This window comes from Microcella alkalica, from assembly GCF_014137945.1.
Lineage (GTDB): Bacteria > Actinomycetota > Actinomycetes > Actinomycetales > Microbacteriaceae > Microcella > Microcella alkalica.
Genome location: NZ_JACGWX010000001.1, coordinates 182,896 through 197,051, shown reverse-complemented (window position 1 = coordinate 197,051; position 14,156 = coordinate 182,896). Strand labels below are relative to the sequence as shown.

14 protein-coding genes are annotated in these 14,156 nt (G+C 69.7%); 5 read left to right on the top strand and 9 right to left on the bottom strand.

Going from position 1 to position 14,156, the window contains the following annotated elements:
* Window positions 1–23 precede the first annotated feature (23 nt).
* Together FHX53_RS00920 and FHX53_RS00915 are read left to right on the top strand one after the other, a co-directional pair.
* The gene (locus FHX53_RS00920) at window positions 24–1,145 is read left to right on the top strand and encodes an AI-2E family transporter (protein ID WP_182489335.1); all 1,122 of its coding nucleotides are present in this window, start codon (window positions 24–26) and stop codon (window positions 1,143–1,145) included.
* Window positions 1,146–1,195: 50 nt separating this feature from the next.
* On the top strand, window positions 1,196–2,125 hold the full coding sequence (locus FHX53_RS00915; protein WP_182489333.1) for an SDR family oxidoreductase: 930 nt from the start codon (window positions 1,196–1,198) through the stop codon (window positions 2,123–2,125).
* A 3-nt stretch (window positions 2,126–2,128) separates the two neighbouring features.
* Here FHX53_RS00915 and FHX53_RS00910 read toward each other — a convergent pair whose 3' ends face one another.
* Window positions 2,129–2,437 carry a DUF1905 domain-containing protein gene (locus tag FHX53_RS00910; RefSeq protein ID WP_182489331.1) on the bottom strand — a complete coding sequence of 103 codons (309 nt, stop codon included), beginning with the start codon at window positions 2,435–2,437 and terminating at the stop codon, window positions 2,129–2,131.
* A gap of 100 nt (window positions 2,438–2,537) precedes the next feature.
* Here FHX53_RS00910 and FHX53_RS00905 point away from each other — a divergent pair, with 100 nt between their 5' ends.
* A complete protein-coding gene (locus FHX53_RS00905) occupies window positions 2,538–3,878 on the top strand; it encodes an MFS transporter (protein ID WP_343050720.1) in 1,341 nt (446 codons plus the stop codon).
* Between the two features lie 25 nt (window positions 3,879–3,903).
* Here FHX53_RS00905 and FHX53_RS13950 read toward each other — a convergent pair whose 3' ends face one another.
* The 4 genes from FHX53_RS13950 to FHX53_RS00885 form a co-directional block, all read right to left on the bottom strand.
* Entirely contained in the window at window positions 3,904–4,977 is a 1,074-nt protein-coding gene (locus tag FHX53_RS13950; RefSeq protein ID WP_182489329.1) for a DUF3039 domain-containing protein, read from the bottom strand.
* 30 nt (window positions 4,978–5,007) lie between these two features.
* Entirely contained in the window at window positions 5,008–5,394 is a 387-nt protein-coding gene (locus tag FHX53_RS00895) for a helix-turn-helix domain-containing protein (protein WP_182489326.1), read from the bottom strand.
* 180 nt (window positions 5,395–5,574) lie between these two features.
* Window positions 5,575–7,089 (bottom strand): Asp-tRNA(Asn)/Glu-tRNA(Gln) amidotransferase subunit GatB, encoded by a 1,515-nt coding sequence (gatB, locus tag FHX53_RS00890; RefSeq protein ID WP_182489324.1) that lies wholly within the window; start codon window positions 7,087–7,089, stop codon window positions 5,575–5,577.
* Window positions 7,090–7,098: 9 nt separating this feature from the next.
* Complete coding sequence (locus FHX53_RS00885; protein ID WP_182489322.1) at window positions 7,099–7,758, bottom strand: DUF6498-containing protein; 660 nt, start codon at window positions 7,756–7,758, stop codon at window positions 7,099–7,101.
* Window positions 7,759–7,955: 197 nt separating this feature from the next.
* On the opposite strand from FHX53_RS00885, the gene FHX53_RS00880 reads away from it, so the two are divergent.
* Complete coding sequence (locus FHX53_RS00880; RefSeq protein ID WP_182489320.1) at window positions 7,956–9,413, top strand: HNH endonuclease signature motif containing protein; 1,458 nt, start codon at window positions 7,956–7,958, stop codon at window positions 9,411–9,413.
* A gap of 294 nt (window positions 9,414–9,707) precedes the next feature.
* Here FHX53_RS00880 and gatA read toward each other — a convergent pair whose 3' ends face one another.
* A complete protein-coding gene (gene gatA, locus FHX53_RS00875; RefSeq protein ID WP_182489317.1) occupies window positions 9,708–11,228 on the bottom strand; it encodes an Asp-tRNA(Asn)/Glu-tRNA(Gln) amidotransferase subunit GatA in 1,521 nt (506 codons plus the stop codon).
* Entirely contained in the window at window positions 11,225–11,524 is a 300-nt protein-coding gene (gene gatC / locus FHX53_RS00870; protein WP_182489315.1) for an Asp-tRNA(Asn)/Glu-tRNA(Gln) amidotransferase subunit GatC, read from the bottom strand. Before gatC ends, gatA begins: the two co-directional genes overlap by 4 nt.
* A gap of 133 nt (window positions 11,525–11,657) precedes the next feature.
* Between gatC and FHX53_RS00865 the strand changes: the two genes are divergently transcribed.
* A complete protein-coding gene (locus FHX53_RS00865) occupies window positions 11,658–12,089 on the top strand; it encodes an META domain-containing protein (protein ID WP_182489313.1) in 432 nt (143 codons plus the stop codon).
* A 48-nt stretch (window positions 12,090–12,137) separates the two neighbouring features.
* Here the strand turns inward: FHX53_RS00865 and FHX53_RS00860 are convergent, their stop codons facing one another.
* The gene (locus tag FHX53_RS00860; protein ID WP_182489311.1) at window positions 12,138–12,581 is read right to left on the bottom strand and encodes a hypothetical protein; all 444 of its coding nucleotides are present in this window, start codon (window positions 12,579–12,581) and stop codon (window positions 12,138–12,140) included.
* A gap of 137 nt (window positions 12,582–12,718) precedes the next feature.
* Window positions 12,719–14,101: an alpha/beta hydrolase gene (locus FHX53_RS00855; RefSeq protein WP_182489309.1), complete on the bottom strand. Its 1,383-nt coding sequence runs from the start codon at window positions 14,099–14,101 to the stop codon at window positions 12,719–12,721.
* Window positions 14,102–14,156: the final 55 nt, after the last annotated feature.

The following is a 14,156-nucleotide window of genomic DNA, read 5'->3' as shown; positions in this document are numbered from 1 at the left end:
GACCGGCGTGCCAGGCTGGGGCGATGACGGAGATCAGACCCCGCCCCGCTCTGAGCGCCCTGATGACCGACCGCCTCGGGCGCGTCGCCGTGCGGAGCGCGCAGATCATCGTGATCGGCATCGCCGCGATCGCCGTGATCTACGGGCTCGTGCAGCTGCGGCTCGTGGTGATCCCGCTGCTGCTGGCGCTCGTGCTCGGGTCGGCGTTCGCGCCGCTCGTCGGGTGGGCGAGGCGGCGCGGAGTGCCCGCGCTCGCGGCGGCGTGGCTCGTGCTGCTGCTGGCGCTGTCGCTGCTCGCCGGAGTCATCACGCTCATCACCTTCGCGGTGCGCCGCCAGTGGCCCGAACTCGTCGAGTCGGCGTCGCAGGGCTTCGACGAGCTGCTCGAGCTCATCCGCACGGGACCGCTGCCGATCGGCGATCTCATCGACGACGTCGACCCCGACTCGATCGGCGAGCAGGTCACCGACTTCGTCAGCAGCAGCCAGTTCGGCTCGGGCGCGCTCGCGGGCGTCAGCTTCGCGGGCGAGCTCCTCGCCGGGTTCGCGCTGCTGCTCGTGATTCTGTTCTTCTTCCTGAAGGACGGCGATCGCATGTGGGAGTTCCTGCTGAAGCCCGTCTCGCCGAGCTCGCGCACCCGCGGCCGGCGCCTGGGCCGCATGACGGTGACGACGCTCGGCGGCTACGTGCGCGGCACGGCGATCGTCGCGCTCGTCGACGCGGTCGCGATCGGCGCCGCGCTGGCTCTGCTGGGTGTCCCGCTCGCGCTGCCTCTGGCCGCGATCGTGTTCCTGGCCGCCTTCATCCCGATCGTGGGCGCGACGGCGGCGGGCATCCTCGCCGCGCTCGTCGCACTGGTCGCGAACGGCCCGATCATCGCGCTCATCGTGGTGATCGTGGTGATCGCCGTCAACCAGCTCGAGGGCGACTTCCTGCAGCCGATCGTCCTGTCGCAGGCGGTCAAGCTGCACCCGCTCGTGATCCTCCTCGCCCTCGCCGTCGGCACCATCCTCGGCGGGGTGATCGGGGCGATCCTCGCGGTGCCGATCGCGGCCGTCGCGTGGGGCGTCGTCCGGTCGTGGAATGAGCCGGACCGGGTGCCCGACCACGCCGCAGACCCCGCCGCGCCTCCGTTGACGGAGTGAGCCCCGCCGGCGCCGACCTTCTCCCAGCGGCCGTCGAATAGGAATGACGCATGCCTCGCCGACCCGCCCTCGACCGCCCGCTGCCCGACCTGACGGGTCGTCTCGCCATCGTGACGGGGGCGAACAGCGGTCTCGGCCTGGATATCTCCGGCGCTCTCGCCGCCGCCGGCGCTGACGTGATCATGACCTCGCGCGACGCGTCGAAGGGGGCGGATGCTCGCCGCGAGCTCCTCGCCCGCTCGCCTCGCGGCTCGCTCGAGGTGCGGTCGCTCGATCTCGCGTCGCTCGACAGCGTGCGCGCCTTCGCGGCGCAGGTCGTGGCGGAGTCGCGCCCCCTCGACATCCTCGTCAACAATGCCGGAGTCATGGCGGTGCCCGAGCGCCTCGAGACCGCCGACGGGTTCGAGCTCCAGTTCGGCACGAACCACCTCGGGCCGTTCGCCCTCACGGGGCTGCTGCTGCCGGCGCTGCGGGCGGCGGAAGCTCCGCGCGTGGTGTCGACCGCGAGCATCGCCGCGCGGCCCGGGCGCATCACGCGCGAGGCGCTCGTCGGCGAGGCTGCGTACGACGCGTGGCGCGTGTACGCGATGACGAAGCTCGCGAACCTCGTGTTCGGCCGCGAGCTGCAGGCGCGGTCGGACGCCACGGGCTGGGGACTCACGTCGGTCACCGCGCACCCCGGCTTCAGCACGACGAACCTCGCCTCGAACGGGCCGCGCTTCGGCAAGAAGCCGATCCCGAAGTGGGCGATGACGCTGTCGCTGCTCGTCGGTCAGTCGGGAGCCGCCGGAGCGCGCCCCTCCATCTATGTCGCGACCGCCCCCGACGTCGAGCCGGGCGGCTACTACGGCCCGAACGGGCGCCGCGAGCTGCGCGGCGGCACGACGCACGCGGCGGTACCGGATGGGGCGCTCGAGCCGGGCATCGGCGAGCTGCTGTGGAGCGAGTCGGAGCGCATGACGGGCGTCACGTACGCCTAAGGCTTACGGGCGCATGTCGGCGAGCTCGAGGTGCACGCGCGCGGTCGAGCCGGCGGCGAGCCCCTCGGCCTGGCGGACGGCCTTCTTCACGGGCAGGAGGTAGCAGCCCGTCGTGGAGTCGGGGAAGACGCTCGTCGCCCACTCGGTTCCGCCGATGCGCACCTTCACGCGCACGCTCCCGAACCCGCGGGTGAAGCCCTCCATGCGGGCGGCGATCTCGTCGCTGATCGGCTCGGGCACGGCGACGAAGTGCCAGGCGGCGTTGCCGCTCCACTCGAAGAGGGCGGCGTCGAAGTCGAAGGCGACGGGCATTCCGACAGTGTTGCACCGACGGGCGACGGGGGCCGCGCGGGGAATGCGGGCGGCGCGGTCGTGATTGCATGGAGGGTCGCACCGCGGACATCCCTCGCCGGTGCGTTTTTCTTCGGAGGCCACCATCACCGCTCCTCGCGCGTCGCTCACCCGCGGCCATCTCGTCGACCTCGCTCCGCTGCGGGAGAGCCCCGCGTTCGCCCGCATGTGGGTGGGCGGCACGATCACGGGCATCGGCAGCCAGATGACGATCCTGGCGGTGGGCCTGGATGTCTACGACCGCACGCAGTCGACGTTGGCCGTCTCGTACGTGGCGGCGTTCGCCCTCGTTCCGATGGTCGTGTTCGGGCTCTACGGCGGCGTGCTGGCCGACTCGTTCGATCGGCGCATCGTCGCGCTGCTGTCGGCGATCGTCGCGTGGGGGTCGACGGCGGGGCTCGCGGTGTACTCGTGGTCGGGGGCGGAACCGGTCCTGCCGCTGTATCTGCTCATCACGGTCAACACGGTCGCGGCGACGATGGTGGGGGTGGCGAGGCAGGCGATCGTGCCGCGGCTGATCCGGCGCGAGCTGCTGCCGGCGGCGGGGGCGCTCGGCGGGATCAGCGGCGGTCTCATGCTGACGGTCGGTCCGGCGCTCGCGGGCGTGCTCGTGGCGTCGGTGGGCATCTCGTGGACGTACACGATCGACACGTTCTTGTTCATCGCAGCCTTCTTCGGCCTCTACACGCTGCCGTCGGTGAAGCCGGAGGGCGAGGTGCTCAAGCCGGGGCTGCGGTCGGTCGTGGAGGGGATCCGGTTCATGCGGGTGGCGCCGAACATTCGCGCGTCGTTCCTGCTCGACATCTTCGCCATGACGTTCGGCAACCCGCGCGTACTGTTTCCGGCGATCGGGGCGCTGCTCATCGGCGGCGGGGCGATCACGGTCGGCGTGCTGACGTCGGCGATCGCGGTCGGGGTGCTCGGGCTCGGACTGCTGTCGGGCCGGCTCGGCGCGGTGCGTCGGCAGGGGCTCGGCGTGATCGCGGGAGTCGTGGCCTACGGGGCGACGATCATCGGGTTCGGGGTCGTGTTGCTGCTCGCGGCGCTCTCCGGTGAGCCGGTATCGGAGTCCTGGTCGTCGGTGAACTGGCCGGCGCTCATCGCGGCGAGTGTGCTGCTCGCGCTCTCGGGCGCGGCCGACAGCGTGAGCATGATCTACCGGAACACGATGCTGCAGGCGTCGGTTCCGGATGCGATGCGCGGGCGCCTGCAGGGCCTCTTCACCGTCGTCGTCACGGGAGGGCCGCGCGTCGGCGACCTCTACGTGGGGGTGCTGAGCATCACGGCGCTGCTGTGGTTCCCGCCGCTGCTGGGCGGGCTCGTGATCGTGGTCGCTGCGGCGGTCATCCTGCGCGTGCAGCGGACGCTGCGCGAGTACGACGCGGAGGACCCGCGGCCTTAGGTCATCGGTAGCGGTTAATGCACCGTCAGGCCTCAGGCGTCAGGCTGTCGTACCTTTCGCTGCACACCGAGCATGTTGGCTTCCCGAGGAAGTCCGCAGATGGCACGAACCAGTGCCCGCACAGCGCCTCCACTGGGAAACCTTCGACGGTGGCCTCAGTCAAGTGTTCGCGTGGCGAGAAATGTGCAATGGCTCCCTGATGGATGTCCCCAGACAGACGCAATGGACGCCGATTTTCTAGCGCGCGCTCGACCTCGTCGCTTAATTCCTGATCGACGTAGACGCCGTACGACAACGCAAACTCACCCGGACTACCGAGGGGCGCAATCCTGACGTCCTCGACCGTGGACGATAGCGTGCCCACCACGATTTGCGAGAGAAGCGGCCGCCAAGCTTCGTCAGCACCCGGAGCTATCTCCAGCACGACTAGCGCCTCGGTCAATGTGTCCCCGTCGATTGTCAACTCGTCAATCGAGACGGAGACACTTGCAAGTGTGTCATCTCTCTTCGGGTGACGCACCGACAACGCCGCGGACGGTGGAGCGCCCGCCACAGCATGACCAATCATCACCAGAATCGACACTTGAAGCTGTAGCCGCCACGCACTAAGTCTGACTTGGTCCTGTTCGATTTCTCGCAGTAGCTCATCAGCTTCTTCGGGAAGGAACATACTTGAATCTGTCGAGCATTCACGTTCGAATCGCTCGTAAAAGTCCTCCCTTGATCCGGCAGACCTCAGTCCTGCAACGCACAACCAGACCACTTCAGAGTTCAGGTCAGGAAGCGCCGCCCCACGCCAGCGCGCCGTTTTCAACTTCCACCAAAGACGGTCCGTCACAGCGCTGATTGATTCGCGCTTTATTTCAGGCTCATCAACTGCGAAGATCCGGTCGAAGTAGCGAATGACCGAATGGTCCAGCTTGGACAGATGAGGGCCCGACCTCAGCGTCTGGGCGACAACATCTCGCGGTTGACGACCGGCAGCGCAATCGCGCGTGACGCCAGCCAGGCGAGTTGCAAAACTAGCGTGGCTGGCGTCGCTCCAACCCGTGAGATCTTCCAGTAGACAACGGAAAGTGACTCGTCGATGAAAGACCACGAGTCCAACCTTACCTGCCGAACCGCAAGGCTACATGTCGTTGAGAGCTCGGTCCTCAAGGCGCTGGCCATCAAATACAGCCTGAGCTGCAAACTTACGCGCTGCTGCGAATTGATCGAGATATCGATAAAGGTCTTCACCGCTCACGCGTCGAGTGTTCTTTCCAACAGTCTTAAATGGAAGCGCTCCAGAGTCAAGAATTTTGTAGAGATGAGGTCTACTGATTCCAAGAATGGATGCAGCCTCGGTGGTGCTGAACTCCTCAGTCGCGGCGAGAACCACGGCAGTGGAGCCGTTAGAAGCCTCTCTGATGGCGGAAATTGCATCTCGGACTTTGCCCTCCGGAAGGGCACTTTCGGCCGCCTCGAGGATGCGCAAAGATTCGGTATCAAAATCGGAGTGATTCAGGGTGGGCATAATAGACCTGTCTTGGGCTCAAAGAGTTGACATCAATGGTCTGAGCGTTGATTGACGTTAGCGCCGTCTAGCGTTGACGTCGCGTCGGTAAGTGTCACAAGTGTAACGGTGACTCCTGTGATGTCAACTTGAGTTGACGAAGTGTGTACAAGTCTCGACGCCGGCCGGCGCTGAGTCTCGTTACTGCGCAGCGCGCTCCAGCACCAGCTCGCGCACACGAGCCGCGTCAGCCTTGCCGCCCATCGCCTTCATGACGGCGCCAATCACCGCTCCGGCGGCCTGCACCTTGCCGTCGCGGATTTTCTCGAGCACGTCGGGCTGCTGCGCGAGCGCCGCGTCGACCGCGGCGATGAGCGCGCCGTCGTCCGAGACGACCTCGAGCCCACGAGCCGACACGACAACAGCGGGTGAACCCTCCCCCGCGATGACGCCCTCGACGACCTGACGAGCAAGGCGGTCGGTCAGGGCACCCGACTCGACGAGCGCCACGATCTCGGCCACATGCTGCGGCGAGATGAGCGCGGCCGGCTCGGCGTTCTGCGCGTTGGCGATGCGGGCGATCTCGCCCGTCCACCACTTGCGCGCCTGCTGGGGTGAGGCGCCCGCGGCGACCGTGTCGGTCACCTCGACGAGCAGGCCCGAGTTCACGACGTCGCGGAACTCCAGGTCGCTGAATCCCCACTCCTCCTTCAGGCGACGACGGCGAGCGGCCGGCGCCTCGGGGAGCGCGGCGCGCAGCTCGGCGATCAGCTGCGGCGTCGGCGCGACGGGCAGCAGGTCGGGCTCGGGGAAGTAGCGGTAGTCGTCGGCGTCGCTCTTGGGGCGGCCGGGCGAGGTCGCGCCGGTGTCCTCGTGCCAGTGACGGGTCTCCTGCGTGATGGTCCCCCCTGCAGCGAGGATCGCCGCCTGGCGCTGGATCTCGTACCGCACGGCCCGCTCGACGCTCCGCAGCGAGTTGACGTTCTTCGTCTCGGTGCGGGTGCCGAGCGCAGCCTGCCCGCGCGGGCGCAGCGAGACGTTCGCGTCGCAGCGCAGGTTGCCGCGCTCCATGCGGGCCTCCGAGATGCCGAGCGCGCGCACGATGTCGCGGATCGTCGACACGTAGGCCTTCGCGAGCTCCGGCGCGCGGTGCTCGGCGCCGTAGATCGGCTTCGTCACGATCTCGACGAGCGGCACACCGGCGCGGTTGTAGTCGACGAGCGAGTACTCGGCGCCCTGGATGCGGCCGGTCGAGCCGCCGACGTGCGTGAGCTTGCCGGCGTCCTCCTCCATGTGGGCGCGCTCGATGGGAACCTGCACGAGCGTGCCGTCCTCGAGTTCGACCTCGAGCATCCCCTCGAAGGCGATCGGCTCGTCGTACTGGCTGATCTGATAGTTCTTCGCGAGGTCGGGGTAGAAGTAGTTCTTGCGCGCGAAGCGGCTCGTCGGCGCGATCTGGCAGCCGAGCGCGAGCCCGAGCGAGATCGAGTAGCGCACTGCCGTCTCGTTCACGACCGGCAGCGAGCCAGGAAGCCCGAGGCAGACGGGCGTGATCGCCGTGTTCGGCTCGGTGATCTCGTGGCCGCCGAACGCCGGGTTCGGGGCGTCGGAGAACATCTTCGTCTGCGTCGACAGCTCGACGTGCACCTCGAAGCCGAGCACGGGCTCGAACAGTTCGAGGGCCTGGTCGAAATCCATGAGTTCTGCGCGCGCCATGCCCCAATCCTAGGCGGGGGGCGGGGATGCGACCGTGCTGCTCGCACGGCGGTCGCGGGCGGCGGAGAGCATCCACCCCGCACCGTCGACGAGCCCATGAAGGGCGATGAGGAGGAGGGCGGCCGCGGCATCCCAATCGAGCGCACTGATGGCGAAGATGCCCAGGATGACCGAGACATGCAGCACGATGATGCGCGGGTAGGCGCTGAACATGAGGGCCGAGCCGCGTCGGGCGGGTAGCGGGCCGATGATTGCCGCCATCACCTGAATCGCGCCGGCGATGACCCAGACGAGGAGCGCGCCACCCCCGTTCATGGGGCCGTCGGGGGTGCCGCCGGGCAAGAACATTCCGCTGATGAGGAGGAGCACGAAGACGCCGTGCACGAGGGTGAAGATGCCGTAGTGCAGGGCGAAGAATCCGGCCAGGATGAGGCCTGACACGGGGCCCGTCACGCGATTGCCGTTGACGGTCAGGGTGCCGACGACCTCGGGGTCGTGGCCTCCCGGCGCGTCAGCCGACCTGATGAGCTTCACGAGCATCGCGATGCCGAGGCTCACGTTCTCGAGCCAGTACAGCAGCACGATCTCGCGCCAGTCCCAGCCGAGCAGCAGCACGCCGACGAGCGGCAGCACCGTATAGGCGGCGAGGCTGGCGAGGCGAGTGGTCATCGGGGGCGATTCTTGCAGGCGAAGCGGGATGCTGGGGAGTGCGGTGGGCGGGGGTAGGGGCGGTTTCGGGGCGAGGTGGAGCCACTTTCACCAGCCCACTCGACTCTGCCGCTCCTCCACAGCGAGCAAGCTGGCATCTTGTCCACGAGGTCGGCTCAGCGGCTGTACATCAGTTCGAGACTGCGAGAGAATTTGCCATGCCCTACTCGAACATCGTGACGAGCGGCCTCCCGGCTGCCGACGCGACCTTCGACGTGCCGTCGCTCATGCTCTTCGCGGGGTCGGCCGTGGGGCAGCTCACCGACGATGCCCTGCTCGCGGTGCAGTCACGGCTGGCTGAGTTGCGTCGCCGCACCGAGACCAATCTGGCGATCCTCGCGGATGAGATCGCCCGACGTTCGCACCACTCCCTCGGCCACGACGGCCTGGCGCAACGGCTCGGCAGTCGCACCCCGCAGCACCTCATCCAGCAGCTGACCGCGACCAGCGCCCGCGACGCCGCCGCCCTCGTGCGCATGGGGTCGCTCCTCGAGCGGACAGCGATCGCAGCCGATCCGCACTCCGCAGCCGACATCTCTGCTCGCACGCAGGCGTGGCTCGCGCCGGTCGCCGCTGCGGTCGCGGAGGCCCGGGTGAGCGTCGAGGCGGGCGACGCGATCGCTCGCGCGCTCGGCCAGCCCGACGACCACGTGACAGCCCTCCAGCTGGCCGCCGCAGCTCGGCAGCTCGTCGCGCAGGCCGCACTGCTCACGCTCGAGCAGCTCGCCGTGCACGCGCGAGACGCCCGCGCACTTCTTGACCTCGAAGGCCAGCCCGAGCAGGTCGCCGAGCGCGAGCAGGCGATGCGTGATCGCCGATACCTCTTCCTGAGCCGCCAACCCGACGGAATGACCCGCCTGAACGGGCTGCTCGACCCCGAGTCGGCCGCACTCGTGCGCGACGCGGTCGACGGCGCGACCTCGCCGCGACGCGGCGGTCCGCGGTTCGTCAGCCCCGGCGAGCGTGACCGTGCGGAGCGAATCGCAGCAGACCTCCGCACGACCGAGCAGCTCGCCCTCGATGCGCTGGTCGACCTCGTGCGCCTCGGCGGCGACGTGGCGCCCACCGAGATCATCGGAACCCGCTCCCCCGCCGTGCAGGTCATCGTCGCCGAGCGGGACCTCCGCGCCGGGCGCGGCATTGCTCGCATCGAGGGCCAGTCCGAGCCCGTGAGCATCGAGACTGCTGACCGGCACCGCTGCTCGTCCGGTGCCGTGCCGATCGTCATCGATGCGCGGGGCGACGTCGTCGCTCTCGGCCGCGAGACGCGGCTGTACACGCGCCGCCAGCGCATCGCCCTCGCCGCTCGAGATGGCGGTTGCCGGTTCCCCGGATGCGACCGCCCGCCATCGTGGACGGAGGCGCACCACATCGTGCCCTGGTCCGAAGGCGGAACGACCGACCTCGCTCACGGCGTGCTGCTCTGCCGTCACCATCACCTACTGCTTCACAACAACGGCTGGCGACTCGAACGATCGAGCGGAGAGCTCGTACTGATCCCGCCCAGATCGGTCGATTCCGAGCAGAGACCGATGCCCGCCAGGAGCAAGAACCCCATCATAGAACTCGAACGCGACCGCGAGCGCCCGCGCGAACGCGACCGACAGCCCGCATGAGAGTACGCGTACGCGCACGCGCACGCTCAAGCGGGTTCGGGATAACCAGCGTCGACCTGGCCGCGTGAACCACAACGGGTCGGCCTCGCGGTGGGTGTGCGGCCGCAGGTGCCAGGCTGCGCGGGCCGAGGCTGAACAGCGTTCCCAACCATGCTCAAACCGCGCCCGAACCTCGCTGCAGTCGCGCTTGAATCGCGCCGCAATCGCGATTGAACCTCGCCGCAATCGCGCTTGAACCTCGCCGCAGTCGCGCCGGAACCGAGCCCCGGTCGCGCCCGAAGCGGGCCGAACGCGCTACGCCTGCCGCAGCTCCGGGGCCATCGCCCACAGCGGGCCGCCCCACTGCACCTCGAGCAACCGCTCGATCGCTGCACCGGCCTCGTAGAGACGCGCATCGTGGCGCGCGGGCGCCATGAGCTGCAGACCCGTCGGCAGGCCGTCTTCGGGCGCGAGGCCCATCGGCAGGCCCATGCCGGGCACCCCGGCGAGGTTCGCGGGAATCGTCGTGACGTCGTTGAGGTACATGGCGAGCGGGTCGGCGAGCTTCTCGCCGAACCTGAACGCCGTCGTCGGCGCCGAGGGCGAGACGAGGATGTCCGCCTTCTCGAACGCGGCGTCGAAATCCTGCTGGATGAGCGTGCGCACCTTCTGCGCGCTGCCGTAGTAGGCGTCGTAGTAGCCGGCGCTCAGCGCATAGGTGCCGAGGATGATGCGACGCTTCACCTCCGGCCCGAAGCCCGCCTCGCGGGTCGCTGCCATGACGTCCTCGACCGTTCCGGTGACGTCCGCGCGCATGCCGAAGCGCACCGAGTCGAACTTCGCGAGGTTGCTCGACGCCTCCGCCGGAAGGATCAGGTAGTAGGCGGCGACCGCGTACTCGAAGTGCGGGCAGCTCACCTCGACGATCTCGGCGCCGGCCGCGGCCAGCAGGTCGAGGGTCTCGTGGTACCGCTGCTTCACACCGGACTGGAAGCCCTCGCCCTCGAGCTCCGTCACGACCCCGACGCGGATGCCCTTCAGCACGTCGCCCGTCAGCCCGCGCCGCGCGGCCGCCGCCATCGAGGGCCACTGGTCGGGGATGCTCGTCGCGTCACGGGGGTCGTGCCCGCCGATGACGTCGTGCACGAGCGCAGCATCCAGCACCGTGCGCGACACGGGGCCCACCTGGTCGAGGCTGCTCGCAAGGGCGATCGCGCCGTAGCGGCTCACGCCGCCGTAGGTCGGCTTGACGCCGACCGTCCCGGTGACGGCGCCGGGCTGGCGGATCGAGCCGCCCGTGTCGGAGCCGAGCGCGACGGGCGCCTCGAATGCGGCGACGGCCGCGGCCGAGCCGCCGCCCGAGCCGCCGGGGATCCGCTCGAGATCCCACGGGTTCTTCGTCGGGCCGTAGGCCGAGTGCTCGGTGGAGGAGCCCATCGCGAACTCGTCCATGTTGGTCTTGCCGAGCGGCACCATGCGGGCGGCGCGGAGGCGCGCGACAACGGTCGCGTCGTACGGCGGCACCCACCCCTCGAGGATCTTCGACCCTGACGTCGACGGCATGTCGAGCGTGCAGAGCACGTCCTTGATGGCGATCGGCACGCCCGCGAGCTCGGGCAGCGCGACACCGGCGGCGCGGTCGGCGTCGACCTGGCGGGCGGTCTCGAGCGCGCTCTCGGAGACGTGGAGGAAGGCGTGCACGTCGCCGTCGACGGCGGCGATGCGGTCGAGGTGGGCCTGCGTGACCTCGACGCTCGAGACCTCGCCCGTGCTGAGGCGGTGCGCGAGGTCGGCGGCGGTGGAGCGAATGATCTGATCGGCGCTGTGGTCGCTCACTGCTCCTCCCCCAGGATCGCGGTGACGCGGAAGCGGCTGCCGTCGTGGTCGGGCGCGCCCGCGAGAGCCTGCTCGGTGGTGAGCGTCTGGCCGGGCACGTCGGGGCGCATGCCGCCCGTGAGCGGGATCGGGTGGCTCGTCGCGGCGACCTCGGGCGTCGCGACCTCCTGCACCTTCGCCACGGAGTCGACGATCGCGCCGAGCTCACCCGTGAGCTTCCCGATCTCGTCGTCGGTCAGGGCGATGCGCGCGAGCATCGCCAGATGGGCGACGCGCTCGGGCGTGATCTCAGACATGCAGCTCCCTCGAGGGCCGTCAGTGGGGGGATTCCCCCAGTCTAGTGAGGGCTCGCGGGGCGTTCCGCGGGCGGCCATACTGGGCGCAGCACGACCCTGATCCGCTGCGGAACCTCCCGAGAGGCGGTCGACGATGACCACGATCAGACGACGGATGCGCGCCCTCGCGCTGCTCGCTCCGCTCGCGCTCGCGGCGCTCCTGACCGGCTGCGCCGACGCGACCGTCGCCGCGGAGCCCCTGCAGGGCGCGTGGGTGCTCACGAGCGGGGCGGATGCTCGAGGCGCGTTCATCGACGCGGCGAGCCCCATCACCCTCGAGGTCGAGGGCCGCGACTTCTCGGGCCGCAGCACGTGCAACAGCTACAGCGGCACCCTCGACCCGTCGATGGGCGGCCTCGGGCTCGGCTCATTCGCGACGACCGAGGCGGCGTGCGCCGACCCGGAGCAGATGGAGCTCGAGGGCCGCTACTACGCCGCCCTCGGCGAAGTCGAGCGGGCGGAGCGCAGCGCGGGCGAGCTCGTGCTCACCGGCCCGGGCGTCGAGCTCGTGTTCGCGGCCGACTGAGCGGGCTGCGGGGCGGGCGGGCTGCGTCGCGGACGGGCGGCCGGGGGCTCAGGCCGCCGGGCGGCACTCGCTCTCGCCCTGGAGCGTCGCGGCGCTCTCGCTGACCCGGAGGATGAACAGTTCGCCGAACTCGCTCGTCGCGGAGACCTCGACGACGTCGCCGACGAGCTGGCGCTCCACGGACATCCCGTCGTCGCGCCACGCCTGCTCGACGGCGTCGGCGGTGCGCTCGACCGAGGCCGGGGCCTCGCCGATGCGGAGGGCCGGGTAGCGATGGCCGCTCACCCACAGCGGAATGGTGCACTCGCGCGAGGTGGGGTCGTCGTCGACCTGCCAGTCGCCGCCGACCGTGCGCTGCGTGTCGTCGATGACCGCGATGAAGCGGTCGCGGGCCTCGGTGTCGGAGACCTCGCTCGCGCTCTCGAGGGCGCACCCGCTGAGGCCCAGGAGCATCATCGCCGCCACGGGCCCGAGGAACGACGGTCTCAGCATTCTCATCCGTTCGCGCGGGGTGCCAGGGCACAGTAGCACCGCGCTCGGACGCGCCCGCCGTGCGGAGCGTGCACGGATCGTTCTGCGCGTCGGCGGTCGGCGGCGGTCGAGGCGCCGCTGACGGCGGTGGTCGTGGCTCAGTCGAGCGCGAGGGCGAGGGTGCGACCGCTGTCGCGCTCGGTGCCGTCGGTGACGAGTTCGGCCTTGTCGATGCCGACGAGCGCCATGTTGCGCATCGCCTCGGTGCCGGGGCTGAAGTACTCGTTGTGGCCGGTCGAGCCGACGAGGACCTGGTTGGTGACGACGTCGATGCCGCCGCGCACGCTCATCGCGGCCGCGCCGAAGTCGCTCGATCCGGGGTCGCCGCCGAAGAAGGAGCTGTTCGAGATCGGATCCCACGCCGCCTCGCCGACGAAGACCGCGCCGCGCACGTGCAGCTCCTCGGCCGTCGTGACGGGCGAGCCGGGCGAGCCGATCATCGCGAGCGAGTCGACCGAGGCCTCGGTCTCGGTCAGGGCTAGCATCGCCGCGGTGGAGCCGTACGAGTGGGCGAGCAGGCTCACGTGCGGCTGGTCGTTGCGGCGCAGCGTCTCGAGTCCGATGAGGGCGTCGCTGATCGCGTCGCGGCCCTCGTAGGCGAGGTCGAGGCTGCCGACGTTGAGAAGGTGCGGGGTCTGGTAGCCGATCCACGCCACGGTCGCGACGGTCCGGGTCTCGGGCTCGGCGCCGACGTCGGCGAGGAGGTTGAGCCAGGCCACCTGCTCGTCGTAGAGGCGGGCGGCGGTGTCCGTCCACTCGACGATGTTGCCGCCGACGCTGATGAACATCCCGGGGACGAGGTAGCTGACGTAGTCGGCGGTCTGCAGGTCGCCGAGCACGATCGCGGCCTTGCCCGCCCCCTCGGTGTCGAGGGTGATGAGCTGGCGCTGCGGGTTCGCGGTCGACGGGCCGAGCGCGTCGGCGACGGAGTAGAGCATCTGCAGGCGCTCGTTGCTCTGCGTCGCGAGCGCGCGGCTCGTCTCGCCGACGAGGCTCAGCTCCAGATCGCGGATGGTGTCGCGCAGCACGCTGCGGTTCGCGTGGTTACGGGTGGCGAAGGGAACGCCGTCGAGGTTGCCGACGAGCTCCGGTGCGGATGCTGCGAGCGAGAGCTGCGCGCGCGAATCGAGGTTGCGCCACCAGCTCTCGACGAGTCTCGGTGCAGGCGGCGACGAGAGCAGTTGCCGAACGGTATCGGGGTGGCGGTCGGCGAGCGTCGCGACGGTCGCGGGCGAGGTCGCGGCGAGCTCGCGCAGGAGGCTCGTGCCGCCGAGGGAGGCCAGCTCGGCGAGCGGGCGGGCCGTGCGCAGTGCGGGAACGCTCACAGCTGCGGCGTCGACGATCTGCGGGGACGAGGGATCGACGCCTCCGATCACGGTGTCGACGACGCGCATCGAGTTGGGCGCCTCGATCGTGACGGAGTGCGGGACGGCGCTCGAGCGGGGCATGCTGGCGGGCCCCGTGACCGTCGCGACGGTCAACGAGGCCAGCAGAACTGCCGTTGCCTCAAGCAGCAAGGTCGGGTTCCCCTCTAGG

Excerpts from the sequence above, each read along its gene's own strand:
- FHX53_RS00920 (WP_182489335.1), top strand. The coding sequence starts at position 24 with ATGACGGAGATCAGACCCCGCCCCGCTCTGAGCGCCCTGATGACCGAC.
- FHX53_RS00915 (WP_182489333.1), top strand. The coding sequence starts at position 1,196 with ATGCCTCGCCGACCCGCCCTCGACCGCCCGCTGCCCGACCTGACGGGT.
- FHX53_RS00910 (WP_182489331.1), bottom strand. The coding sequence starts at position 2,437 with ATGCCCGTCGCCTTCGACTTCGACGCCGCCCTCTTCGAGTGGAGCGGC.
- FHX53_RS00895 (WP_182489326.1), bottom strand. The coding sequence starts at position 5,394 with ATGCCCACCCTGAATCACTCCGATTTTGATACCGAATCTTTGCGCATC.
- gatB (WP_182489324.1), bottom strand. The coding sequence starts at position 7,089 with ATGGCGCGCGCAGAACTCATGGATTTCGACCAGGCCCTCGAACTGTTC.
- FHX53_RS00885 (WP_182489322.1), bottom strand. The coding sequence starts at position 7,758 with ATGACCACTCGCCTCGCCAGCCTCGCCGCCTATACGGTGCTGCCGCTC.
- FHX53_RS00880 (WP_182489320.1), top strand. The coding sequence starts at position 7,956 with ATGCCCTACTCGAACATCGTGACGAGCGGCCTCCCGGCTGCCGACGCG.
- gatC (WP_182489315.1), bottom strand. The coding sequence starts at position 11,524 with ATGTCTGAGATCACGCCCGAGCGCGTCGCCCATCTGGCGATGCTCGCG.
- FHX53_RS00865 (WP_182489313.1), top strand. The coding sequence starts at position 11,658 with ATGACCACGATCAGACGACGGATGCGCGCCCTCGCGCTGCTCGCTCCG.
- FHX53_RS00860 (WP_182489311.1), bottom strand. The coding sequence starts at position 12,581 with ATGCTGAGACCGTCGTTCCTCGGGCCCGTGGCGGCGATGATGCTCCTG.